Annotated in this window: 20 protein-coding genes and 1 pseudogene; 8 read left to right on the forward strand and 13 right to left on the reverse strand. The window is 67.7% G+C overall.

Annotated elements, in window-relative coordinates:
* Positions 1-131: 131 nt before the first annotated feature.
* The gene (locus tag KUG41_RS11905; RefSeq protein ID WP_216904364.1) at positions 132-671 is read left to right on the forward strand and encodes a hypothetical protein; all 540 of its coding nucleotides are present in this window, start codon (positions 132-134) and stop codon (positions 669-671) included.
* A 58-nt stretch (positions 672-729) separates the two neighbouring features.
* Positions 730-1,422, forward strand: a complete 693-nt coding sequence (locus KUG41_RS11910) for a hypothetical protein (RefSeq protein WP_216904365.1) — start codon at positions 730-732, stop codon at positions 1,420-1,422.
* Between the two features lie 12 nt (positions 1,423-1,434).
* Here the strand turns inward: KUG41_RS11910 and KUG41_RS11915 are convergent, their stop codons facing one another.
* From KUG41_RS11915 to KUG41_RS11960, 10 genes are all read right to left on the reverse strand, one after another.
* Positions 1,435-2,295 carry a dienelactone hydrolase family protein gene (locus KUG41_RS11915; protein ID WP_216904366.1) on the reverse strand — a complete coding sequence of 287 codons (861 nt, stop codon included), beginning with the start codon at positions 2,293-2,295 and terminating at the stop codon, positions 1,435-1,437.
* A gap of 67 nt (positions 2,296-2,362) precedes the next feature.
* Complete coding sequence (locus tag KUG41_RS11920) at positions 2,363-2,968, reverse strand: alpha/beta hydrolase (RefSeq protein WP_216904367.1); 606 nt, start codon at positions 2,966-2,968, stop codon at positions 2,363-2,365.
* 20 nt (positions 2,969-2,988) lie between these two features.
* Positions 2,989-4,533, reverse strand: coding sequence for a dienelactone hydrolase (locus KUG41_RS11925; protein WP_216904368.1), 1,545 nt, complete (start codon positions 4,531-4,533; stop codon positions 2,989-2,991).
* A 56-nt stretch (positions 4,534-4,589) separates the two neighbouring features.
* The gene (locus KUG41_RS11930; RefSeq protein WP_216904369.1) at positions 4,590-5,435 is read right to left on the reverse strand and encodes an ABC transporter ATP-binding protein; all 846 of its coding nucleotides are present in this window, start codon (positions 5,433-5,435) and stop codon (positions 4,590-4,592) included.
* Between the two features lie 85 nt (positions 5,436-5,520).
* Positions 5,521-7,518 carry a nitrate ABC transporter ATP-binding protein gene (locus KUG41_RS11935; protein WP_216904371.1) on the reverse strand — a complete coding sequence of 666 codons (1,998 nt, stop codon included), beginning with the start codon at positions 7,516-7,518 and terminating at the stop codon, positions 5,521-5,523.
* A gap of 27 nt (positions 7,519-7,545) precedes the next feature.
* A complete protein-coding gene (locus tag KUG41_RS11940; RefSeq protein ID WP_216904373.1) occupies positions 7,546-7,704 on the reverse strand; it encodes a hypothetical protein in 159 nt (52 codons plus the stop codon).
* 14 nt (positions 7,705-7,718) lie between these two features.
* The gene (gene ntrB / locus KUG41_RS11945; RefSeq protein WP_216904375.1) at positions 7,719-8,546 is read right to left on the reverse strand and encodes a nitrate ABC transporter permease; all 828 of its coding nucleotides are present in this window, start codon (positions 8,544-8,546) and stop codon (positions 7,719-7,721) included.
* Between the two features lie 118 nt (positions 8,547-8,664).
* Positions 8,665-9,996 carry a CmpA/NrtA family ABC transporter substrate-binding protein gene (locus KUG41_RS11950; RefSeq protein WP_216904377.1) on the reverse strand — a complete coding sequence of 444 codons (1,332 nt, stop codon included), beginning with the start codon at positions 9,994-9,996 and terminating at the stop codon, positions 8,665-8,667.
* Between the two features lie 361 nt (positions 9,997-10,357).
* Entirely contained in the window at positions 10,358-10,975 is a 618-nt protein-coding gene (locus KUG41_RS11955; RefSeq protein ID WP_216904379.1) for a phosphate-starvation-inducible PsiE family protein, read from the reverse strand.
* Positions 10,932-11,588, reverse strand: a complete 657-nt coding sequence (locus KUG41_RS11960; RefSeq protein WP_216904381.1) for a Crp/Fnr family transcriptional regulator — start codon at positions 11,586-11,588, stop codon at positions 10,932-10,934. The genes KUG41_RS11955 and KUG41_RS11960 overlap by 44 nt, the downstream gene beginning before the upstream one ends.
* Before the next feature lie 354 nt (positions 11,589-11,942).
* Here KUG41_RS11960 and KUG41_RS11965 point away from each other — a divergent pair, with 354 nt between their 5' ends.
* The 3 genes and pseudogenes from KUG41_RS11965 (at position 11,943) to KUG41_RS11975 (ending at position 16,702) form a co-directional block, all read left to right on the forward strand.
* Complete coding sequence (locus tag KUG41_RS11965) at positions 11,943-12,860, forward strand: DUF6671 family protein (RefSeq protein ID WP_216904383.1); 918 nt, start codon at positions 11,943-11,945, stop codon at positions 12,858-12,860.
* Between the two features lie 308 nt (positions 12,861-13,168).
* A complete protein-coding gene (locus KUG41_RS11970) occupies positions 13,169-14,839 on the forward strand; it encodes a diflavin flavoprotein (protein WP_371734131.1) in 1,671 nt (556 codons plus the stop codon).
* A gap of 13 nt (positions 14,840-14,852) precedes the next feature.
* A pseudogene (locus KUG41_RS11975) lies at positions 14,853-16,702 on the forward strand (diflavin flavoprotein).
* A gap of 155 nt (positions 16,703-16,857) precedes the next feature.
* Here the strand turns inward: KUG41_RS11975 and KUG41_RS16155 are convergent.
* Positions 16,858-17,166: a DUF4114 domain-containing protein gene (locus KUG41_RS16155; protein ID WP_371734132.1), complete on the reverse strand. Its 309-nt coding sequence runs from the start codon at positions 17,164-17,166 to the stop codon at positions 16,858-16,860.
* A gap of 2,338 nt (positions 17,167-19,504) precedes the next feature.
* On the opposite strand from KUG41_RS16155, the gene KUG41_RS11985 reads away from it, so the two are divergent.
* Together KUG41_RS11985 and KUG41_RS11990 are read left to right on the forward strand one after the other, a co-directional pair.
* Positions 19,505-20,701, forward strand: coding sequence for a M23 family metallopeptidase (locus tag KUG41_RS11985; protein WP_216904389.1), 1,197 nt, complete (start codon positions 19,505-19,507; stop codon positions 20,699-20,701).
* Positions 20,698-21,129, forward strand: coding sequence for a hypothetical protein (locus KUG41_RS11990; protein WP_216904391.1), 432 nt, complete (start codon positions 20,698-20,700; stop codon positions 21,127-21,129). Before KUG41_RS11985 ends, KUG41_RS11990 begins: the two co-directional genes overlap by 4 nt.
* Before the next feature lie 5 nt (positions 21,130-21,134).
* Here the strand turns inward: KUG41_RS11990 and KUG41_RS11995 are convergent, their stop codons facing one another.
* Positions 21,135-21,560 (reverse strand): thiol-disulfide oxidoreductase DCC family protein, encoded by a 426-nt coding sequence (locus KUG41_RS11995; protein ID WP_216904392.1) that lies wholly within the window; start codon positions 21,558-21,560, stop codon positions 21,135-21,137.
* A 151-nt stretch (positions 21,561-21,711) separates the two neighbouring features.
* Here KUG41_RS11995 and KUG41_RS12000 point away from each other — a divergent pair, with 151 nt between their 5' ends.
* Positions 21,712-22,545, forward strand: coding sequence for a lysophospholipid acyltransferase family protein (locus KUG41_RS12000; protein WP_216904394.1), 834 nt, complete (start codon positions 21,712-21,714; stop codon positions 22,543-22,545).
* Here KUG41_RS12000 and KUG41_RS12005 read toward each other — a convergent pair.
* Positions 22,536-23,153, reverse strand: coding sequence for a hypothetical protein (locus KUG41_RS12005; protein WP_216904395.1), 618 nt, complete (start codon positions 23,151-23,153; stop codon positions 22,536-22,538). The genes KUG41_RS12000 and KUG41_RS12005 overlap by 10 nt on opposite strands.
* Positions 23,154-23,206: the final 53 nt, after the last annotated feature.

The following is a 23,206-nucleotide window of genomic DNA, read 5'->3' on the forward strand; positions in this document are numbered from 1 at the left end:
GGGCGAAGAGCGGCCTTATTGCGAATGGCTCTCAACCTAAACGCCCCACCGCCCCTTTTGCAAGCGATTCTCAATAGCAGCTGGTGGTTGCGAAGGGGTGGTCGGCCCACCGACCTCTCTAGCCTTTCCCCATGACCCGGCCATCCATCCACCAGGTTCCCGATGGCAGCAGGCTGCTGGCGCTCGAGCGCCGCGCCCGGCAGGACGGCACGGGACTGGAACGGGCCGATCTGATCGGCTCCTGGCGTCTCGAACAGGTGTGGTCCAGGGGGCGTCAACGGCCGGCCCTGGTGAGCGCGGCTCTGCTGCGAGGCCTGGCGGCCCGCCTGCAGCTCTTCCCCGAGGCGAGCGAGGGCGGACTCGTGCTGATCAACAGCGTGTGTTTCGGTGGCCTGGAGCTGCGGTTTCTGGGGCGGGGCCGGCTCCAGGGTCGGCGTCCGCTGCTGATGTTCGGCTTCGACCGTGTGCAGGTGAGGCTGGCCGGCAGGGTGCTGATCGACCGGTCCCTTTCCCCGCCTGCGCCCCGCCGGATGCCCTTCTTCGCTCTGATCGGGACAGCCCGGCCTGCCGCTTCCGCGCCAGTCGAACCGCCTGGATGGCTGGCGGCCCGCGGGCGGGGCGGAGGCCTGGCCCTGTGGTGCCTGGAGGCGCCAGGACCCGAAGAGACTTAATCTGCCATTGAGTCAAACTGAACCTAAGCTGAAAGCACTTCTGTCGGTCCGCCTTCCCGTGCACGCCACCATCTCCGCCCCTGCGGCCGTCGAGCCGACGGCCCCAGGCCCGTTCCCGGACGCCCCCAGTCCTTTCCAGGCCTGGCTCATGGTCCGCTCGACCGACGGCACTCTCCCTGGACTGCCCGGAAACCTGCGGAGTGCCTACGAGGGGAACGACCCCGCCAGGCTTCCGGTCTTCATGGCCCATCGCTGGCATGAGCATGTGAATGCGGAGGCCACCGACAGGCTCCAACAGGCTGCCCTTGAAGAACAGCGCCAGAAGGAGGCTGCGTTCCACCGCCTTCTCGGTCTCGACGCCAGCGGCGACGACGGCCTGGCCCTGGCCTTGGGCCGGGCCATCGACGGCTCCCTGCTGGCCTGCCGTTGTTCGCTGCAGCTTCGTACCCGTCCGATGGGCGACGGGCGCAGGGGATTCCGCCTTGAGCTCTGTGACGCTCCCGTCGCTTCCCCGTCACCGACCGGAGCGTCCGGTGCCCCGGTGGAGACGCTCAAGCAGATCGACCTTCCCTCCCGGGAGGAGGCCAGAGCGGTCATGACCGCGGTCCATCAGGTGCTGGCAGCGGCAGGATGTCCGGTTGATGCTGACGAGCAGCTCTTTCATCTGGAGGGGTCCGGGCTGGTGGCCCTGATGGCCATCCTTGAGAGGCTGGCCCTGCCCAGGAGCGGCTCCGAAGACCTCGACCCCTGAGGCCCGGCTTCCTCAGGCCACCCCGTGGGAACGGAACCAGGCCAGCAACCGCCGCCAGCCGTCAGTCGCCGCCTCGGCCCTGTAGCTGGGCCGGTAATCAGCGTTGAACCCATGGGGAGCCTCTGGATAGATCACGATCCGGCTGGGGCTCCCGGCGGCCTGAAGGGCCTCCTGCATCCGCGTCACCGTCGCCAGGGGAATGCCGTCATCACGGCCGCCGTACAGGCCCAGCACCGGGGCCTTGAGCCGGGGGACCAGATCCACGGGCGCGCTGGGTTGGAGAGGGGGCCGGTTGCCCTCCAGGCGTCCGTACCAGGCCACCCCTGCCTTCAGGGCCGGATTGTGGGCGGCGTACAGCCAGGTGATCCGGCCCCCCCAGCAGAAGCCGGTGATCCCGAGTCTGCCCGCGTCCCCTCCGCCCTGGCGGGACGCCCAGGAGACCGTGGCATCCAGGTCGTCCATCACCTGGCCATCGGGAACCCTTGCCACCACCGGCAGGATGGCCTCGATCGATGCCAGCCGACTCACGTCTCCCTGGCGCTCGAACAGGCTGGGGGCGATGGCCAGATAGCCGGCTTGGGCCAGGCGTCGGCAGATGTCCCGGATGTGGGCATGGACGCCGAAGATCTCGGACGCCACCAGCACCACCGGAAAGGGCCCGGCAGCGCTGGGTCGGGCCCGGTAGGCGGGGATCGAGCTGTCGCCCACCGGGATCCGCACGGTTCCAGCCGTCAGGCCGGTCGTTCCGGTGGTGATGGTGGAAGCGCTGATCGGTCGCACGGCCAGGGCGAATCCCGCACCGAGACTGCCGAGCAGCAGATCCCGGCGCCTGATCCCACGGGTCGCTGGGGCGGTGAAGGGTTCGTCCTGCATGGCCTCGACGCCGATGGAACGTTTCGGGATGGTAATCAGCCCGATTCAGCCGGCGCGGCGGCGTCGCTCAGGGCGCCTCCGGCTCCCCGGGCTTCTGCACACGCTCGAGGTTGGAGCCCAGATCGGATTCCAGAAAGGAATTCACCACGTTTCCCATACCGCTGAGTCCCTCGAGGGCCGACTGCAGCGCCGGCAGGCTGATGGCCAGATCGTCGTTGGGGTAGGCGCGCAGGAACCCCACCGCCGAGAGGGTTCCCTCGCCGGACCGGATCCCCAGGATGGTGGCGGAACGCAGGGCCACCACGCCGACAGCCGGTGCCTTGAGGGGATAAAGGATGGTGGAGAGCCGCTCCAGGGCGGACTCCCCGAAGCGGGTGCTCATCAGACGGGTGGTCAGCACCAGCGGCAGGGGCACCTTGCGGCTGAGCAGCTTGCCGATCTCCTCAGGGTTCTGGCCGCCGATGCGCAGGGCATCGCCGAGCAGTCCCACGGCCACCCCCGTGCTGGCCAGCCGTTCCAGATCGGCGACGGGGATCGAGCGTCGAAAGGCTCCGCTGACGAAGACCACCTGCTCGGCGGCCTCCCCCGGCGCCCCCCCCAGGGCCAGCGCCGCCGCAATCATCAGTCCCGGCCACCGCGGGCTGGGGGTGCCGTCGAAGGTTGGACGGGGCATCGGGTCGGTGGGGGGCGGATTCAGGGTTCCCAACTCTGGAGCCGGTCGGAGACATCGCTCATGGGCAGGGTGTCATCTCCCCAGCCGTCCGGGGGCAGCAGGGCGGGGGCCCCGGGACCCGGCGCCACGGCCGGGCCGGCGGCGAAGGCCCCGTTCACCCACCCCAGCAGCAACCCGCGCAGCGGTCCTCCTCCCGCGTCATAAGGGGAGCCGAGGTTGAAGTGGTCGCCCCCCCGCACCAGCACCAGCCGGTGTCCATCCCCGCTGCGTCGCTGGTGGCGGGCCATCGGCTTGATCGCCTCGGGGATCGGGGGCACCACCCAGTCGCGGCTGCCACTCACCACCAGGGCCCGAGCCTGCATGGAGCTGCCGGATTCCGCATCGAAGAGCAGGGCCATGGGGGGGCTCACCGCCACCACAGCCTTCACCCGTGGATCGGCCAGGCCCGCCTGGTCGGCGGAGGACAGGAAGCTGCACTGCAGGACCCAGCTGAGGTTCCTGTCAGGGTCCTGAAGATCCTGACAACGCCGCTGCAGCTGGCGGGAGCTGGGTTTGGCGCCCGCCAGCTGCAGGGCGGTGGCAGCCCCCCAGGACTGGCCCAGAACGACGACACTGTCGGTGTGCAGGCCAGGGGGAAGGGGAAGCCGGCCGGCTGCCGTCGCATCGATCAGGGCCGACACGTCGAGGGGCCTCAGACGCAGTTCCGCAGGGCCGGGCGGGGGCACCGTTCCGGAGAGCATCGCCTGTTGCTGCTCGGAGTCACTGCCCGGATGGCGCGGCAGCAACACCACGTAGCCATGGCTGGCAAGGTGGCGGGCCCAACCCTCGAAGCTCTCGGGCCCGTCCCAGAGACCATGGGAGATGATCACCAGCCGGCCGCTCGCCCCCTGCTCCGGACGGATCACCACCAGACCCAGGGGCTCGGCCCTGTAGGGCACGGGCAGGCTGAAAGGGGCCCGCTCCACCGGAGAGGGACCGGGGCTGCTCAGGGCCTGGCTGGCATGGGCCGGGGGGATTTCCGCCAGCAGCCGATCGGCCGGCCTGAGCTGGTTGTTCAGCCGGTTGAGCAGAAACAGCCCTTTCTCCAGATCCACCGTGGCGGTGCAGCCCGGCAGGGACCTGAGCACGCCCAGCATGGTCAGGGGGCCTTCCCGGGCGGCCCGGTCCAGGGCGGCGGAGACCTGCTCGCCGGAAAGGTCGACCGGCAGTCCGTCGACGCCACCGAGGGAGGAGAGCAGCAACAGGGCCTGCTGGGCCAGGGGGGATCCGGCCGACTGACTGACCACGGCCCGGGTCTGCAGCGGCAGGGGAGCGTTGAACAGGCCGACGATCCTGCGGCCGACGGCCCCATCGCTGGCACGGTTCAGCTCTGCCAGATCACTGCTGCCGGTGAGCAGGCCCCGGGGCTCGCTGAGTTCGTCCAGCCGGATGGTGAACGTGGTCTCCACCAGGGGAATCTGCAGCTCGATCTGCTCCAGCGCGCGGGCCGGAGCGGCGACGGCGACCGCCAGGGCCACCAGCGACAGCGCTGCGATGACTGGCGTCGCCGGGCCCTGTTGAGGCATGGGGGTCTCGGGACAGGGCCGAATCCTGACAGATCCGGCCGGCCCTCGTTCAGACCTCACTCCACATCGTCGTGGGCGAAGCGGTTGTAGAGGAAGTCGAGGGCGGTGTTGCGCAGTTCGTAGTACTTCGGGTCTTCCATGATGTCCTCCCGGTTGCGGGGCCGGGGAAAGTCGATGGGCATCACCTCGCCGATCGAGGCGGCCGGGCCATTGGTCATCATCACCAGCCGATCGGCGAGGAACAGGGCCTCATCGATGTCGTGGGTGATCATCAGCACGGTGCATTTCTGGGTGTTCCAGATCTGCAGCAGCTCCTCCTGCAGCTCCTCCTTGGTGATGGCGTCCAGGGCCCCGAAGGGTTCATCGAGGATCAGCACCTCCGGGCGGATGGCCAGGGCCCGGGCAATGGCCACCCGCTGCTTCATGCCCCCGGAAAGCTGGGTGATCCGCTTGTCGCTGGCCTTGTCCAGGCCCACCATCGCCAGGTGCTCCATGGCGATCTCCCGTTTCTCCCGTTCGGGAAGGTTCGGCTTCACCGCGTCGATGGCCAGATGGACGTTTTCGTAGGCCGTCATCCAGGGCAGCAGGGCATAGCCCTGGAAGACCACCATGCGATCCGGGCCGGGCTTCTCGATCGGCACGCCGTTGAGCAGCACCTGGCCGGAGGTCGGCCTGGAGAAGCCGGACACCATGTTCAGCAGGGTGGATTTACCGCAACCGGAGTGACCGATGACGCAGATGAACTCCCCCTGCTCGACCTGCAGGTTGATGTTCTCCAGCACCGGATAGGGACCGGTGGGGGTGGGGTACACCTTGCCCAGCCCCTCAAAGCGCAGCAGGGGCTGGGGAGGGGAGGGGATGTCGATGGGTGGGGCCGGGGTGGCTGGGGCGATGGTGGTCATGGGGTGGGGATGCGAGTGGGGGGGAGGAGCAGGCGACGGCTCGGCAGGCGGTGACTGGGTCGGTGCTGGCTCGGCCGGTGCTGGTTCAGACGGCCATGGCGCGGGGCTGGCCGATGGGGATTTCGGCGATGCTGAAATCGCGGTGAACCGAGACGTCGTTGAGGTAAGCGATCGGGTCCTCGGGGTTGAAGGGACGGCCGTCGAACAGCTCGATCCCCTGGCGCTGGTAGCTCACGTCCTCCAGGCCCAGTTCCCGGGCGGCGGTGCTGAACACCCCCACGCTGCAGACCCTCTCCAGGATCTCCACGTAGTTGCGGGGGAAGGGGATCTCGGCCCAGCGGGCCAGCTGGGTGAGGATCCAGAGGTGTTCGCTGCGGCTGGGGCGGTTCAACCCCGCGCCGAAGAACAGATGGTGGGGTTCGCCGTGGGGGGCGAAGGCGCCCGATTCGCCGGGCTGGCCGCTGAAGCGGATCAGGTCGGCGTTGATGCCCAGGTAGCGGCGGTCGCTGAGCAGTTCGCCCATCTCAGGCCAGTGGGCCGGATCGGCGCAGTAGCGGCAGGCCTCGAGCAGGGCCTTGGTGAGGGCGATGTGGGTGTTGGGGTAGGCCTGGGCCCAGTCCTCGCGGGCGCCGAGCACCTTGCCGGGGTGGCCCGACCAGATCTCCAGGTCCCCCACGATCGGCACGCCGTGGCCGGAGCGGGCGGCCCGGAAGTTCCAGGGTTCGCCGATGCAGTAGCCGTCGATGGATCCGTCCTTGAGGTCGGCCAGCATCTGGGCCGGCGGCAGGGTCTGCAGGTGCACGTCCCGGTCGGGATCGATGCCGTTGGCCGCCAGCCAGTAGCGCAGCAGCAGGTTGTGCATCGAGGCGGGATGGACGATGCCGATCCGGTGCGGCTCCCGCTCGTGGCTGCCCAGCCAGGCGCGGTAGTCCTCGACCGTGGTCACTCCCTGTTCCGCCAGCCGGCGGGCCAGGGTCACCTCGTTGCCGTTGCGGCTGATGGTGAGGGCGGTGACGATCGGCAGCGGTTCGCCGCCGTGGCCGCCGGCCGTCATCCAGGTGGGCATGCCCGAGGGCATCATCGCCGCGTCGAGGGTGCGGTCCACCAGGCCGTCGAGCACCCCCCGCCAGCTGGTCTCGCGCACCAGCTGCACGTCGTCGAGGCCGTGCTTGGCGAAGAAGCCCTTGGCTTCGGCCACCGCCAGGGGCGCGCAGGCGGCCAGGGGGATGAAGCCCAGATCCAGGTTCACCTTCTCCAGGCCGTGGCGGGCCAGCACCTTGTGGGGCCGGGCCTGCCACTGCTTGACCCGCTTCTGGCGGTTGAGGAAGTAGATGATCTCCGAGCGCAGGCTGTAGTAGCTCGGGTGGTGCACCACCGTGAGGCGCTGGCGGGGCCGGGGGATGTCCACCTCAAGGATGCCGCCGATCTTTGAGCCCGGTCCGTTGGTGAGCATGACGATGCGGTCGGAGAGCAGCACCGCCTCGTCCACGTCGTGGGTGACCATCACCGCGGTGAGCGCGTGCTCATTGCAGATCTGCATCAGCTTTTCCTGCAGATTGCCCCGGGTGAGGGCATCGAGGGCGCCGAAGGGTTCATCCAGCAGCAGCAGCTTCGGCTTGATCGCCAGGGCCCGGGCGATGGCCACCCGCTGGCGCATGCCCCCGGAGAGCTGGGCAGGCAGCTTGGTGCCGGCCTGGCCCAGCCCCACCATCTCCAGGTGCTCATCGATCACGGCGTCCTTCTCAGAGCGGCCCAGATCGGGCATCACCTCATCCACCGCAAGGGCGATGTTTTGGCGCACCGTGAGCCAGGGCAGCAGGGAATAGTTCTGGAACACGACCATCTTGTCGGGCCCGGGGCGCTTGACCGTCTCCCCTTCCAGCAGCACGGTGCCGCCGGTGGGCAGATCAAGCCCGGCGATCATGTTGAGCAGGGTGGACTTGCCGCATCCGGAGTGGCCGATCAGGGAGATGAATTCCCCCTTGCGGATCTCTAGGTCGATCCCCTTGAGGGCCAGATAGTGGCCCCCACCGGTGAGGGGGAAGTCCTTTTCGATGTTCTGGACTTCAACGAGTGCGGTCATGGCAGATCACTGTTGGGCGAGGTGAAATCACTTGCGTGAGAGATAGAAGAAGCCGAAGGCCAGCACCATCACGGTCATCAGCGAGAAGCGGACCAGCAGGAAACGGATCACGTTGCGCCGGTCGTTCATCCAGGCGTCGAGGGGAGCCTGCAGGGCGCCGAGGGCCCGGAGGGAGGGATGCAGCATCGGGGTGACCCGGCTCACTGACCGGGGGAAATGCGCGACTGCAGCCAGGCCATCAGGCGATCCAGCAGCAGGCCCACGCCTCCGATCCAGACCACTGCCAGCACGATGTCGCTGACATAGTTCTGCTGGTAGGCATCCCAGATGAAGAAACCGATGCCCACGATGCCGCTCATCACGATTTCGGCGGCGATGATCGCCAACCAGGCCAGACCGATGGAGATCCGCAGGCCGGTGAAGATGTAGGGCAGAGCAGAGGGAATCAGAACCTTCAGGAAGAAGGTCTTTTTCGACATCTGCAGCACCAGGGCCACGTTGTGATAGTCCTGAGGGATCTGACGCACCCCTTCAGCGGTGTTGATCAGAATCGGCCAGACAGCGGTGATGAAGATCACGAAGATCGCAGCGGGCTGGTTCTTCTGGAAGATCACCAGGGCGATCGGCACCCAGGCCAGGGGCGCCACCATGCGCAGGAACTGAAACAGGGGGTCAAAGGCCCGGTTGAGGGTCTTGTTGAGCCCCACGGCGATGCCGGCGCCGATCCCCACCACCGCGGCGAGCACATAGCCCTGGGCCACCCGGCCCAGGCTTGCCAGGGTCTGCCAGAAGAGACCTTTGTCGAGCCCGCCCCTGTCGTAGAAGGGATACAGGAGCAGCTCGCGGGTGCGGGTCTCGGTGAACAGGCTGAGGGGGCCGGGCAGGCGGGTGAGGCCGAGGCTGGCGCTCAGTTGCCAGGCCAGCAGGAAACCGAAGATGCCCAGCAGGGGAGGCAGGATCAGCTTGCGGTGGTGCTTCCACCAGAGCAGGGGTCCTGAACTGGAAGGAGTGGAGGCAGTGATCGTCATGGACGTCGTCCTGGAAAAGAGTGGGGGAATCCGTTGGGGACCTGGCCCAGGGCCTTGGGGCCGGGGCCAGATCGGGGAGATGTGGGGCCGATGCAACATCGGCCCCTGTGGAGAAGAATCAGCGCTTGATCTTCAGGCTGTTCAGATAGGCCTGTGGGTTCTCGGGGTCGTAGATGATCCCGTCGAAGAAGGTCTCCTTGCCCCGGGAGGAGGTGGTGGGGATGTCCTTGGCGGGCAGGCCCAGTTCGGTGGCGGCCTGGCGCCAGATGTCTTCCCGGTTCACCTTGTTGACGATGGCTCTGGCCTGGTTGATGGAGGTGAGCTTGCCCGGGTGCATGTTCCAGCGCAGGGATTCCACCAGGAACCAGAGACTCAGGCTCTTGTAGGGATAGGAGATCACGCCACGATCACTCATCCAGTAGATCGGGCCCTTCTTGGGATCGTTCTCAGGCTTCTTGTCGGCCCCCAGCAGGTACTGACCCTTGAGGGCGGGTTCGAGCACATCCACCGGCGTGTTGAAGTAAGCCCGTGAACTGATCAGTTTGGCCACTTCGCCGCGGTTCTCCTGCTTATCGGCCCATTGCTGGGCTTCGATCAGTCCCTTGACCAGGGCCACGGCGGCCTTGGGATTTTTATCCACCCAGTCGGCCCGGACAGCCAGGAATTCCTCGGGGTGATCGGGCCAGATCTGGGCCGTGAGTGCTGCGGTGTAACCGATGTCGTCGCGGACGATGCGGAAGGGCCAGGGATCGCCGGTGCTGAAGGCCTCCATGGTGCCGTTGCGCATGCCCTGCAGCGTCTCGGTGGAGGGCACCGTGAGCAGCTCGATGTCCTTGTCGGGGTCGATGCCACCGGCCGCCAGCCAGTAGCGGATCCACATGTCCTGGTTGGCGTTGGGATAGGTGTGGGCCGCCCGGAACTTGCGTCCCTCCTTCTGGGGGAAGCGCTTGAAGACATCCACCTTGGAGGAGAGATCCACGCCGAGGTTGTCGTTCTTGAGGCTGTTGGAGACGGCGATGCCGTTGGCCTGGCTGATCAGCTGCGCCAGGACGTACATGGGCACCTTCTTGCCGTCGGTGATGACGCCCTCAGTGATCATGTGTGGCATCGGCAACTGCCACTGGCCGCCGTCGATGCCACCGCCGGAGGATCCGAGCACGACGTTGTCTCGGGCGGCGGGCCAGCTGGCCTGCTTGGCCAGTTCGACCTTCAGGCCATGCTTGGCGAAGAAGCCCTTCTCCACTCCCACCACCAGGGGAGCGGCTTCGAGGATGGGGATGTAACCGAGCTTGATGGTGGTGGTTTCCAGGTTGCCGGCGGCGGGGCTGGCGGCCTGGGGGGTGGCGCTGGAATCAGTGGCGCCTGGCGGATTGCCGAAGCAGCCGGAGAGCAGAACAGAACTACCGAAGGCTCCGCCGAGCAAGGTGATGAAACGACGGCGATTGGTCATGGTGTTCAAGGTCGACTGGGGGAGAAAGAAAGGGTTGGCAGGCAGAAAATAAGGGGCTGTTGAATCAACAGTCCCGTGCGTTAAGTCTGATCTGTGGAATGTCTCTTTTAAGCGAGACTATCGAGGCAATGAAGGGTTCAGGTGGGAGCGATCAAGGGTGGTTTCTGGGCCCCTGTTTTGGGGTCCGGCAACAGTACTGGCTGGAGTGGAATTCTGGACACTGACTCCAAGCAGCCTTCCCGATCCTGGAGATAAAGCTATCTTATGTCAGCTGAGACTGACTGGTTAAGCAAGCGCTTTATCGGCTCCTTGCCTTGAGAAAAGCGATGCCAAGGTATCTGGAAATACCCTGTATTTCAAGCTACTTCCTGGCTGGAATGACCCTTTCGTCGATGACCCTTTCCTCGATGGCACGTGCCGACAGGTCTTCCTGTTCCAGCCTCGGATGGCCAGGACTCTGGTGAGCAGGCTGTTCATGGGACTGGCGCATCCGCGCCGAGACCTGGCCTTCCGGATCCACACCCGCAAAGGTGGGGGGCAGCCAGACCCGCACCACCATCAGCAGGGCCATGGTCATCAGGAACAGGCATACCGCCAGGATCTGCTGCCAGTCGGTTTCCAGCACCCCTCGCACGATCACCTCCCGCAGCACCGACACGATGGCGATCTCCACCGCCACACCGATCGACACCCGCTGTTCCTGTAGATAGATGATCAGCAGGCGGAACAGTTCCACCAGGATCAGGATGAAGAGGATGTCGGCCGTGACTTCGTGGAACGCTGAGGTGGAAATCAGGGTGGTGAAGGTGCGTTTCAGCTGGAGCACCATCACCCCGAACAGGCCCAGGCAGAGGGAAATGGCGATCAGGTCCTGAACCGCCTCGAGGAACTGGACGATCTGGCTGCGGCGGAACTGCTGATACCAGGGAATGGCGTCATGGGTTGCGGAAGCCGGCGTTCTGGTGGGCGGGTGGTTCATGGCGGAGGGTTCTCGGGAAGGGCAGGGAAGAGATGGGGAGGGAAGACTGATGGGTGTGCAGGGAGCTCAGGCAGGCGCTGCGAGGTACCAGCAGATCGGCCTCGCTGACCTTGACGACCAGGCCCTTGCTGCGGAAACGCGTGAGGGACTTGGTCACGGTCACCCTGGTCATGCCGGCGATGTCGGCCAGGTGGCGATGGGTCAGGTTCATGTCCTCCAGGGAGAGGGTGGTGCCGCTGCTGCTGATCCGCCCGAAGCGCCCACCGATCCAGTGGAGCAGGCGCAGCAGTCGCGCATCGGCGGGCCTGACCCGGTGGATCTGCAGGAGATGGGCCGTCTGGGTGATCTGGTCACGAAGGAAGTCCAGGATCTCAGCGTCGCTGGGCTTCCATTCCTCGACCACCACCCGGGTCAGGGAGATGAGCTCGTACGGCGTCACCCCAGATCCGGTGGGGGTGACCAGCTCGCCCGGTCCCCAGATGCCGAGGGTGATGGATTCCCCTTCCTCGTTCCAGGTGTTGGCACGGATGTAGCCATCGTCGATGCGCCAGCTCGTGTCGGCCGGCAGGTGATCATCGGCGCGCAGGTTCAGGCGCAGCGGTCGGGCGGGCATGGTGAGGGACATGGCACGGAGGAAGGGTTGGAGTGAAAGTGATGGAGTGGAAGTGAGCCGAAAGCTCGATGGTCATCAACTTCGTCCGTCCCGCTGGCCGTCACGGGGGGTTGTCCTGGTGGCGCGACGCCGCCGCTGAGCTGGCAGGGAGGGCATGGAGGGAGATTCCTTCGGAAAGGGGTAGGGGTGGGGAAGAATGGAAGGGAAGGAAAGACCGTTGGGCAGGCCCGAACCCCCATGCAGGAGGCTCGTGTTGGAGTCCGGGAACATTAATGACCAATTCCGGCCATTGGGTGATAGCCGATCGCAGGATTACCAATCCAGGTGATAAGCCACGGTGATTGGATTGGCCCCATGCTGCTTGTGCTTTCCACCGCCGTGATCGGTCCTCCCGGCTTCGATGGTCTGGCTCCCTATGCGGGCCGGTGCGTGGCCCTGGCCACCTGCCACGGCAAGGAGCGGGTCCTGGCCCGTCCGTTCCGCCGCGCCCTGAACCTCACCGTGGTGGTGGCCACCGGCTGTGAGACGGATCGGTTCGGCACGTTCAGCGGTGAGCGACCCCGCCCCTCCCATGCCAGGGAAACCTGCCGGCGCAAGGCGGAAGCCGGCTTGGCGCACACCGGCCTGGATCTGGGTCTGGCCAGCGAGGGCAGCTTCGGTCCCCACCCCGCCTTCCCCTGGCTGGCGGCGGGGGTGGAATGGCTCACCTTCATCGACCGTCGGGCGGACCTGGTGATCGAGGAGCGTCTGATTGCCCCGCGCACCAACTTCGATCAGCGGCTGGTGGCGCCGGCGGACGACATCGGCGCCTGGCTGGGGCAGGTGGGCTTCCCCTCCCATGCCCTGATCGCTCGCCCCCATCGGACGGATGGGATCGGCACTCCCGGATCCGACCCCCTGATCAAGGGGATCCGGGACCCCGGCCAGCTGGCTCTGGCGCTGCGGTCTTGCGCCGAGGCCTCCCCGGCGGGACTGGTGCGGCTGGAGACGGACATGCGGGCCCACTGCAATCCCACCCGTCTGCGGGCGATCCGGACCCTGGCCTTCCGGCTCGTGCGGCGCATCGCCAGTCCCTGCCCGGCCTGCGGGGCCCCGGGCTGGGGGCTGATGGACCGCCTGGCCGGTCTGCCCTGCGGCTGGTGCGGGGGACCCACCGAGGGCCATCGGGTCGAGGTCCGGGGGTGTGTGGCCTGCGGGCACCGCCTGGAGGCCCCCCGTGCGGACGGCAGGCGCTGGGCCGATCCCGGCGATTGCACCCGATGCAATCCCTGAGGTCCATCCCTGAGCCCGATTTCTCGGCCTATTCCGTTAGCCGGATCTTCGGGAACGTTATGACCCTGATCATCAACGCCTATCGACGTCATGGCCCAGCGATCCGCACCATTCCTTAGCGTCGATCATGACCACCCCACCATGGGAGTTTCGATCCGATGTCTGCAACCGCACAACCCGGATCTTTGCAGTTCGACAGCCTGCTGAAACAGGCGGATAAGCAGTCCTCCCCATCCTTCGACCCTGCTTCAAAACCCCAGCAGGACAGGCTTTCTCTGCAATCGGTGCAGGTAGCTGCGGATACCACCGTGCTGCGCTCCCTCGACTGGGACCGCAGCCGCTTCGACATTGAGTTCGGCCTGCGCAATGGCACCACCTACAACGCCTTCCTTGTGGGCGGTGAGCGCTGGGCTCTGGTGGATACCAGTCACGCGAAGTTCCGCCAGCCCTGGCTGGATCTGCTGCAGTCCCGCATCGATCCGCGCCGCATTGATCATCTGATCGTTTCCCATACCGAACCTGACCATTCCGGCCTGATCGCTGATGTCCTGGAGCTCCATCCGGAGATCGAGATCGTCGGCTCGAAGGTGGCGATCCAGTTCCTGGAGCACCAGCTGCATCGCCCCTTCCGCCGCCGGGTGGTGAAGAGCGGCGACCGGCTCGACCTCGGCCGCAACCCCGATTCCGGCATGGCCCATGAACTGGAATGTCTCAGTGCGCCGAACCTGCACTGGCCGGACACGATCTTCAGTTTCGATCACGGCACCGGCACCCTGTTCACCTGTGACGCCTTCGGTCTGCATTACTGCTCAGAAGAGGTGTTCGATGCCGACCCCGGCGCCATCGCCCCCGATTTCCGCTTCTACTACGACTGCCTGATGGGGCCGAACGCCCGCAGCGTTCTGCAGGCGCTGAAGCGGATCGAGGCCCTGCCGCCCATCACCACCGTGGCCACCGGCCATGGCCCCCTGCTGCGCCACCACATCGACCATTGGCTTGGGGACTACCGCGACTGGAGCCAGGCCCGCAGCGGCAGCGAGACCTACGCGGCGGTCTGTTACCTGAGCCAGTACGGTTTCTGCGACCGGGTCAGCCAGGCCATCGCCCGCGGCATTGGCAAAGCCGGCGCCCAGGTGCAGATGGTGGATCTGCGCTCCACCGATGCCCAGGAGCTGGCGGCCCTGATCGGCGAAGCGGCGGCCGTGGTGGTACCCACCTGGCCGGTGGATCCCGAGCCCGACCTGCAGGCGGCGATCGGCACCCTGCTGGCGGCCCTGCGGCCGGCCCAGTGGGTGGGGTGTTACGACGCCCTGGGCCGGCAGGATGAACCCCTCTACGGCCTCGCCAGCCGGCTGCGTTCCCTCGGCCAGAGCGAGGGGTTCGCTCCCCTGCGGCTGGCCCAGGTGCCGGACGCGGCTGACGTCCAGCGGTGCGAGGAAGCCGGCACCGATCTGGGTCTGCTGCTGACGCGGGAGCGCACCATCGCCGCGATGAAAGCTCTTGATGGTGATCTGGACCGGGCCCTCGGCCGGCTCAGCGGTGGCCTCTACGTGGTCACCGCCGCCCAGCAGGAGCGCAGCGGCGCCATGGTGGCCAGCTGGGTGAGCCAGGCCAGCTACGAGCCCCCGGCGCTCACGGTCGCCGTGGCCCGGGAGCGGGCCATCGAAGCCCTGCTGCAGGTGGGCGACCGCTTCGTGCTCAACGTGCTGCGCCAGGACAACCACCAGAGCCTGCTGCGCCATTTCCTGCGTCGCTTTCCGCCCGGGGCCGACCGCTTCGCCGGCATCGCCGTGCTGGAGGGGGTGGCCGCCGGTGGTCCGGTGCTGGGAGACGCCCTGGCCTACCTGGGCTGCCGGGTGAGCCAGCGCCTCGAGACCGCCGACCACTGGATCGTCGTGGCCGAGGTGGAGGAGGGCAGCGTCTCCGACACCGAGGCCGCCACGGCCGTGCATCACCGCAAATTCGGCAACCACTACTGACGCGGCTCCTGCCATGACCCTCACGCCCACCCTCAGACCCCATGAACCGCCCCTCAGCGACGGCCGCCGGATCGTTGCCCTGCCCCTCGAACCAGGCCTCACCTGCCTGCGCGGCCTGAGTCCGCGGCGGCTGCGCTTCGAGGTCGAGTACGGACTGGAGCGGGGCACCTGTGCCAACAGCTTTCTGTTCGAAGGGGGCACCACCCCTGCTGGGGAGTCCGTGGCACCGCTGCTGGTGCATCCCCCCGGCGCCACCTTCGCAACTCCCTACATAGAGGGGCTCGCTGCGCTGGTGGATCCGGCAGCCCCCCTGACCGTTGTGGTGGGGGTGGTGAATCCCAACCGGGTGTTGCTGCTGCATCGCCTGGCCAGCCACTGGCCAGGCCTGCGGCTGATCGCTTCCAATGCCGGCGCCAGGGTGGTGCGCGACCTCTGGGACCACCGGTCCCCTTCTCCCGGTGGCGGGGCGGCCGATGCACCGCTGCCGTCCCTGCCGCCGATCGAGGTGATCCGGGGGGAGCACGGCCGTGAGCTGGCCCATGGCCTGCGGCTGCGCCTGATCCCCGCCCCCACCCCCCGCTGGCCGGGCGGACTGATCGCTTTCGAGGAGACCAACGGACTGCTGATGAGCAGCAAGTTCTTCTCCGCCCACCTCTGCAGCGAAGGCTTCGCCGAAGCCACCGGCTGCGAGACCGAGGCGGACCGTCGCCACTTCCACGACTGCCTGATGGCTCCCATGGCCCGGCAGGTGGCGATGGTGCTCGATCGGATCGAGGCCCTGCCGATCCGCACGATCGCCCCGGGTCACGGCCCGGCCGTCGATCAGAGCTGGCGGAGCCTGGTGGCCGACTACCGCCGCTGGGGCAGCCGCCAGGAGCAGGCCACAGCGGCGGTGGCCTGCTCTACGCCAGCGCCTACGGCAACACCGCCGCCATCGCCGATGCCCTCGCCCGTGGCCTCACCGGCAGTGGCGTGCGGGTGGAGAGCCTCAACTGCGAATTCGCCGGCAGCGAGCAACTGGTGGCGGCGATCCGCTGCTGCGGCGGCCTGCTGATCGGCTCCCCCACCCTGGGAGGTCATGCGCCCACCCCGATCGTCTCGGCCCTGGGCACGGTGCTGGCCGAAGGCGACCGCACCCGGCCGGTGGGGGTGTTCGGCAGCTTCGGCTGGAGCGGCGAGGCGATCGACCTGCTGGCCGGCAAACTCCGTGACGGCGGCTTCCGCCAGGCCTTTGAGCCGATCCGGGTGAAGTTCTCCCCCGACCCGGCCATGCTGGCCCAGCTGGAGGAAAAGGGCGCCGCCCTGGGCCGCCAGGTGCTCGCCGCCCAGGGCGGGGCCCGGCGCTCGGCCAGCGGCGGGGGCCTGCAGGAAAGCCGCAGCCTGCCGGCCCTGCGGGCCCTGGGCCGAGTGGTGGGTTGTCTCTGCGTGCTCAGCCTGCGGCGTGGCGCGGGGGAGGTGGCGATCGAGGGCGCCATGGCGGCCAGCTGGGTGAGCCAGGCCGGTTTCACTCCTCCGGCCATCAGCCTTTCGGTGGATCGGCAGCTGCCCCTGGCCGACCTGCTGGAGGTGGGCGAACTCTTCGCCCTCAATGTGCTGGCGCATGGCCGGGAGGGCCGGCTGCTCAAACCCTTCCTGAAGCCCCTGCCTCCGGCTCCGGGCCGGCTGGCCGATCTGGATCTGCTGGCGAGCCCGTCCGGTCAGCCGCTGCTGGGCGAGGCCCTCGCCTGGCTGGAGGCCAGGGTGAGCCAGCGGGTGGCCTGCGGTGACCACTGGCTGCTGGTGGCCGAGGTGCTGGCTGGAGGGGTGCTGGATCCCGATGGCACCACTGCCGTTCCCCAGCGGCGCAGTGGGGCGCCGCTCTGAGCCGGGTGTGGCCGCCACTACCGGTGCTGGTGTTCGGTTGACAGCCCCGAAATCAGGAAACTTCTAGGGTTGAGGTTCTCCTGGAATCCCGTTCCGGTGGGGCCACCCTTGGGCTCCCACCGGAATTTTTTTGCCGGGCGGTCGACGCCGGTGACTCAGGGGCTGTTGACCCTCAAGATGAGGTCATCGAAGTCGGCATCGCCGCCGCCGGGGAGATCCTCGAAGCCGAAGGTGTTGCTGCCGAGCAACTGGATGTGGCCGAAGTTGTCCGCATTGCGGGAGGCCCCTGCCACGTACACCTGGTTGGTGTTGGCCACCTGAATGAAGGGCAGCAGCACGTCGTCGCTGAAGCGGAGGGAACTGCCGAGGCTGAGGTTGGCCGTGAGCGTGGCCACGGGTCTGGTCAGGGGTGCTGCCCGTCCAGAGGGCGTTGGCCACCGCAGCCTGGCGGTACGTCGCCTCATCGCCCACCCAGGTGCCGCCACTCGCCGTGGTCACGAAGGTGGTGTTCTCCGCCACGTTCACAGCGACCGGTGTGGTGTTCTGCGGGCTCTCGTTCACCGGGTTCACGGTCACCGTGATCGACTGGCTCACGGGCGCCGAACGGCCGTCGCTGACGCTCACGTCCACCAAGTAGATGTTGTTGGCGTCGGTATCGGAGGGATTGTCCGCATCCGGGGCCACCTTGAAGCGCAGTTCGCCGCTGCTGGCATCGATCGTGAAGGCGTCGGCGTCCTCGCCGCCTGAGATGGCGAAGCTGAGGGGATCGTTCTCCGGATCGCTGGCGGTGACGGTCGTGACCAGGGGCTGGCCGCTGGCGGCGTTGGTGCGCATCAGCAGCAGCTGGCCGCCTTCGGCAAGCTCACCGGGGATGGCGTAGTGGGCCTGCACGTTGAGCAGGAAGGTGCCGGCGCCGAGGATCTCCGACATGTCGATCACCCCGGAACTCTCCTCGTCCTGGTTGAAGGGCGCGACCGGAGGAACCCCCACATCACCGAAGCGCTGGCGGTCGTGGGAGCCCAGTTCGGTGAGGCTGCCTGTGGCGATGTCGTAGCGCCAGATCTTGCCGAGGTGGGCCTGGTTGCCGACGTCCTCCTGGAGGATCACCTGGCCGCCGGCGATGGTCATGTTGTCGAACATGTTTCCCGTTTCGGTGCCATCGAGCAGGGCGGTGATGGTGCCCCCCAGTTGCGGCTGGCCGATGTCGTCGAAGCGCAGGCGGTAGAGGCGGGAGCGGCCTACCTGGCTGCCGACGCCGTCCTTGGTCTGGTCGTAGCGGCTGGTGGTGACGAAATAGAAGTCCGAGGGGTTGGCCGGATCCCACTGGCCGTCCTCGGGCCGGAGGAACTGGGTGGCGCCGGCCCCGTCGCTGGCGGCCTCGAGGCCGTCGAGAGTCAGGGCTGACACGTCGCCGAGATTCACCAGGCTGAAGGAGCCCTGCACCGGAGCATCGAGGCTTTCGGCCGGCACGCCCGCCCCATCGAGACTGGACAGGGACGGCACCTGCACCACGTAAAGGCCGTCGTCCGGACCCTGCCTGGTGAGGCCGGCGCGCTCCACCACGTTGCCGCTGGCCTGCTTGTCGCCCACCCACAGGTACATCTGGCCGCCGTTGCTGTCGTCCAGCCCCATCACCAGGGTCCTGCGCTGGGCCAGGGGATTGGCCACGGCGTTCTCCCAGGCGAACAGGCCGCCGTGGGGCATTTCCCAGGCGGTGCCGGCTTCGTTGAGGGCCGTGTCGGCATCGTCCGTGGCGGCCCAGGCGAACAGGCGCCCGAACCGGGTGGTGGCCTCCGGACCCACGCCGCTGAGGGAACCGCTGGATTCTTCTCCGCTCAGGAACAGCCGTGCGTTGGTGCCGTAGCGGCTGCCCGTGGCCGGATCGATCCACTCGTAGGCACTCACCGGGGCCAGATCCGCCGAGCAGAGGCGGGAGAGGATCGTCGTGGCCGCCGCCAGGTAGGCGCTGTGGGCGATGCCGGCGCCCGGCTCGTTGTTGCTCAGGTAGACGCTGGTGCCGTCGCGCAGGAAATCCTCGATGCTCAGCACCTTGAGACTGGCTTTGTCGATCACCCAGCGGGACACGAAGGCCCCGGGCTGACCATGGGCCCGGGCGATGCCCCGGTTGTTGGCCAGCTCATGATTCATCAGCAGGGTGAAGGTGCCATCGCCGTTGTCGAAGGCGCCCATGCCATCGGGGATGCCCACCATCCGATAACCGTTCACCGCATCGCCCACCGTGAACAGCGACGTGAACTGCACCTCGGGAGTTGAGGAGGTGAGGTAGTGCGTGGCCGAACTGGAGGGCCCGGTGATGCCGTTGCTGTTGGCTTCGTTGATGCTGAACGTTGTGCCGCTGGTGATCATGGGAAGGGCTGGGAGGAGAGAAACTGCAGGCTCAGGAGGCGAGAAAACGCCGAGCAACTCGACACAGCGGATCTCTGAAAATCCGTGCTTTCAGCTGTTTGTTTGATGTCTCTGATGCCAACCTTCTGGCATGAATCACGGTCCGGTCGGGTTGGCTGTCAGACCAGGAATAAAAACCTCAGCTCATCATTAATCTATCTTTCATCATTGATTCTCCCGTGCCCCAGGCCACGGTGATTCGTGTTTGTCCATACCTTCTATTCATGAAGCTTTCCGCGAACCCTTCAGGCCATGGGCAATGATTTAAATGGCGCTTAACTAGCCCATAAACCTTGTAAGCGATCGAGGTTCTCCCGGCCCAGCCCATGGCCCCATCCCGCTGTTCTCCTCCCGCGGGCTGAGGGGAGGAGAATCGAGCGGTTGTCGGAGTCATCCATGTTTTCGGCCCGCCTGTCGTCCCTGGTGCCCGTCACGGCGGCGGTGATTGGTGCTGCCCTGGTGCCCCTGGTCGCCGGCACACCGGTCCGCTCCGCCGACCAGCTCACTCCGGTGCTGGCCCGGGTGCTGGCCACTCCGGCCGCGGCGCCGATGGCCGATGGTCGCTGGCTGCTGCCCTACGAGCTGGTGCTCACCAACGTCAGCGGCGTTCCGCAGACGATCGATTCTCTTGAGGTGCTGGATCCGGCCAGGCCTGCCCGTCCACTGCTGAGCCTTTCCGGCGGCGGGGTGAGCGCCAACCTGCTGCTGCCGGGTGGTGCCGTGACCACCGTGCTGGGCCCGGGCCAGAGCGCTGTGCTGCTGGTCAATGCCAGCTTCGCCACCCGCGCCGCGCTGCCCGAGCGGCTGACCCATCGGCTGACGGTCAGCAGCGGGGGGGTGGTGCCCGACCTGCCGCCCCGCAGCGTGGAGGCGGTCGCGCCGGTGCTCGTGGACCGTCGCGAACCGGTCGTGCTGGGCCCGCCCCTGCGGGGCGAGCGCTGGGTGGCGGCCGCCTCCTGCTGCGACTCCTACCACCGGCGCTCCGTGCTGCCGGTGAACGGGGAGCGCCATGTGGCCCAGCGGTTCGCGATCGACTGGATCCAGCTGGAGCCGGGCAACCAGCTGGCAAAGGGCGACCCGACCCTGAACAGCAGCTATCCCCAGTTCGGCCGTGAGGCCCTGGCGGTGGCCGACGCCATCGTGGTGCATGTGCAGGATGGCCTTCCCGAAGGCACCCCGGGCCACTTCGCCCCTGGGGTGACCGTCACGAATGCCGATGGGAACAGCGTGGTGCTTGACCTCGGCGGCGGCCGCTTCGCCCTCTATGCCCATTTCCAGCCCGGCAGTCTGCGGGTCGGGGTGGGGGATCGGGTGCGCCGCGGCCAGGTGCTGGCCCTGGTTGGAAATTCCGGCAACAGCGACGCCGCCCATCTCCACTTCCACGTCATGGACGGCCTCTCGCCCCTGGCCTCCAACGGCCTCCCCTACGTGATCGACCGCTTCGAGGTCACCGGCCGGGCCGTGTCCCCCACGGACCTGGACGCGGAACTCCACACCCCCCTGAAGGCTGTTCAGGTGCTCCCGGTGCCGGGCCGGTCCCTGCGCCGGCAGCAGCTTCCGGCCGATCTGCAGGTGGTGCGTTTCCTGCCGTGAGGTTCCCCCTCCAGGCTTATTGGGGCCTGCCGCTGCCCCTGCTGGCTGCCCTTCTGGGGGTGCTTCTGGTGGATCCCGCCCTGGCCGGCAGCCTGGAACAGTGCCGCGGCCTGCGGGAGCGGCGCGATGCCCTGGCGGCCGAAGCGATGACCGCCGAAATCGCCCTGGTGCAGGAGCTCCGCGGGCGGCTCTGTCCCGTGCTGCGTCGCCAGGCCGATGGCGCCAATGCCAACGATCAGCTGTTCGCGCCCATCGATTACGAGGCTCTGCGGCGCTGCCGCCGCCAGGCAGAGCAGCTGGTCGAGCGAACCCGTCCCGTGCGTCATCGCAACCGACTGGGGTTCACCTTCTACACGGCCGTCGGCGCCGGCCTGGCCGAGCAGGCCGACGCGGTGGCCGTCGCGATGGAGAAGGAGGGCTGTTCCTGAAGGGATCAGCCACCCACGATCTCGGCCCCGCTGGCCGGGGAGGTGGCGCAGCGGTCGCGGCAGAGCGTCGCCAGGGAGGGCCGGCCGGTGATGGCCAGCCGCCAGCGGGCCCAGAGGCCATAGAGCCAGTCCACCAGGGGCCGGAGCAGGGGCCAGCGGGTGGGTGCATAAAGCCAGCCGAGTCCCACCAGGGCGTAGGCCGCCCGGAACACCTCCACATCGCGGATCACCTGGCCATCGGCATCGATGGCGTGCATGCGGCCCATGGCCTGGGCGTAGGTGATGCCGGCGTGGAGGTCCGGTTCGTAGGCAGGATCGTCCACATCCACGAAAGCCAGGCGTCCCCGGCCTTCATCCCGTCGCCGCAGGGTCCTCACCTCCCTCAGGCACAGGGGGCAGGCGCCATCGAACAACAGGGTGAGTTCGGCCATGATCCCCAGACAGAATGGGCTGAGGCCTTGTCGGCGCCCAAACCCAAAACACAACTGTAAAAACTGCGACCCAGGGCCGCGTTCCCCGCGGGCCGTCGGCCAGCCCCACCGCTGGTCAGACTCAAGCCATCTGTCGCCACACCACCTGCCCATGCCCGAGTCCCGTCAGGTCGCCCTGCACCGCTGGCGGCGCCGGGATCCGGAGCTGATCCGACGGCTGATGCCCTTCTGGGGCTGGCTTTACCACCATTACTTCCGCGTCGTTTCCGATGGCTGGGAGCACATTCCCGCCGCCGACCCGGTGCTGTTCGTGGGCTCCCACAACGGCGGCCTGGCGGCGCCCGACATGCACATGGTCATGTACGACTGGTTCCGGCGTTTCGGCCTGGAGCGGCGGGTGCTGGGCCTGGCCCACCCGAAGGTATGGATGGGCTACCCACCCCTGGCCGATCTGGCGGCCCGGACCGGAGCCATCCCCTACCACCCCCGCCTCGCCCTGGCGGCGCTGGAGCAGGGCGACAGCCTGCTGGTGTATCCCGGTGGCGGACAGGACACCTTCCGCCCCCACCGTGACCGCGGCCGCATCCAGTTCGCTGGCCGCACCGGCTTCCTGCGCCTGGCCATCTGGCACGACCTGCCGATCGTGCCGCTGATCTCCTGGGGGGCCCACGACACCCTGCTGGTGCTTGCGGATGTCTACCCCCAGTTCCGGGCCCTGCACGAGCGGGGCCTGCCCTGGCTGTTCGGCATCGATCCCGAGGTGATGCCCCTCTACCTGGGGCTGCCCTGGGGGCTGGCCCTCGGACCGGTGCTCAACCTGCCCCTGCCCGTGCGGATCCGCACGCGGGTGTGTCCGCCGATCCGTTTCGAACGCGCCGGCCATGCCGCCAGCCGCGACCGTGCCTACGTGAGGGCGTGTTACCGCCGGGTGACGGACACGATGCAGGCTTCCCTGGACCAGCTGGCTGGCGAGGCTCAGCGGTAGCGATCCGGGGCGACGTAGCTCTGGGAGGGGATCGCCTGGGGAGATGGCCCCGATCCCAGCCGCTGGGGCAGGGGATCGCGCTGGCGCTGCAGTTCGGCCAGGGAGCGGGTTTCGCCCATGGCCAGGCCGGTGAGGATCGGCAGCTCCTGCCTCAGCTGGTTGGCAGGCCTGGGGTTCACGAAACGGAAGTTGAGCGTGGTCTTGTCGCCGGTGTTGTCGTAGCCCACCACCGTGAAGTACAGGTCCGCCGTCTTGCCGGCATTGGAGCCCACCAGAGCCCCGCCCACCATGCCGCCCACCAGCCCGATCGGTCCGAGCAGGATGCCTCCGGCGATGGCGCCGGCCGTGCCGCCGCCCACGGCTCCCACCGTGCCGTTGGTGCTGTCGTAGCCCTCCTGACCGCCGGTGTACCACCGAGCGATGCGGCCGATCGGGATGAAGGTGTTCTGTCCGCCGATGCCGTTCGCATCGAGGGTGATGGTGCAGGCGGTGTTGCCGCAGAGGGCCTGATAGGTGGTGGCTGCCGCCGGGGCGGGAAGCAGCAGGGCGAGCAGCACCGGGGAGGCCAGTGCCGCGCGCAGACTCAGCCGCGCCGATGGGTGGGTCATGGGTCGAGGGCGAAGGGCACCCAGTCAATCGGCGTTTCCCGGCGGTGCAATGG

Origin of the sequence: Synechococcus sp. CCY 9618 (genome assembly GCF_019038415.1) — a bacterium.
In the GTDB taxonomy this organism is placed as follows: Bacteria; Cyanobacteriota; Cyanobacteriia; order PCC-6307; family Cyanobiaceae; genus Cyanobium.

Bases quoted from the DNA above. Each gene is read 5' to 3' on its own strand.
- KUG41_RS11955 (WP_216904379.1), bottom strand. From the start codon at position 10,975: ATGAACCACCCGCCCACCAGAACGCCGGCTTCCGCAACCCATGACGCC.
- KUG41_RS11965 (WP_216904383.1), top strand. From the start codon at position 11,943: ATGCTGCTTGTGCTTTCCACCGCCGTGATCGGTCCTCCCGGCTTCGAT.
- KUG41_RS12000 (WP_216904394.1), top strand. From the start codon at position 21,712: ATGCCCGAGTCCCGTCAGGTCGCCCTGCACCGCTGGCGGCGCCGGGAT.
- KUG41_RS11940 (WP_216904373.1), bottom strand. From the start codon at position 7,704: ATGCTGCATCCCTCCCTCCGGGCCCTCGGCGCCCTGCAGGCTCCCCTC.
- KUG41_RS11915 (WP_216904366.1), bottom strand. From the start codon at position 2,295: ATGCAGGACGAACCCTTCACCGCCCCAGCGACCCGTGGGATCAGGCGC.
- KUG41_RS11905 (WP_216904364.1), top strand. From the start codon at position 132: ATGACCCGGCCATCCATCCACCAGGTTCCCGATGGCAGCAGGCTGCTG.
- KUG41_RS11995 (WP_216904392.1), bottom strand. From the start codon at position 21,560: ATGGCCGAACTCACCCTGTTGTTCGATGGCGCCTGCCCCCTGTGCCTG.
- KUG41_RS11985 (WP_216904389.1), top strand. From the start codon at position 19,505: ATGTTTTCGGCCCGCCTGTCGTCCCTGGTGCCCGTCACGGCGGCGGTG.
- ntrB (WP_216904375.1), bottom strand. From the start codon at position 8,546: ATGACGATCACTGCCTCCACTCCTTCCAGTTCAGGACCCCTGCTCTGG.
- KUG41_RS11925 (WP_216904368.1), bottom strand. From the start codon at position 4,533: ATGCCTCAACAGGGCCCGGCGACGCCAGTCATCGCAGCGCTGTCGCTG.
- KUG41_RS11930 (WP_216904369.1), bottom strand. From the start codon at position 5,435: ATGACCACCATCGCCCCAGCCACCCCGGCCCCACCCATCGACATCCCC.
- KUG41_RS12005 (WP_216904395.1), bottom strand. From the start codon at position 23,153: ATGACCCACCCATCGGCGCGGCTGAGTCTGCGCGCGGCACTGGCCTCC.
- KUG41_RS11950 (WP_216904377.1), bottom strand. From the start codon at position 9,996: ATGACCAATCGCCGTCGTTTCATCACCTTGCTCGGCGGAGCCTTCGGT.
- KUG41_RS11960 (WP_216904381.1), bottom strand. From the start codon at position 11,588: ATGCCCGCCCGACCGCTGCGCCTGAACCTGCGCGCCGATGATCACCTG.
- KUG41_RS16155 (WP_371734132.1), bottom strand. From the start codon at position 17,166: ATGAGGCGACGTACCGCCAGGCTGCGGTGGCCAACGCCCTCTGGACGG.
- KUG41_RS11920 (WP_216904367.1), bottom strand. From the start codon at position 2,968: ATGCCCCGTCCAACCTTCGACGGCACCCCCAGCCCGCGGTGGCCGGGA.
- KUG41_RS11935 (WP_216904371.1), bottom strand. From the start codon at position 7,518: ATGACCGCACTCGTTGAAGTCCAGAACATCGAAAAGGACTTCCCCCTC.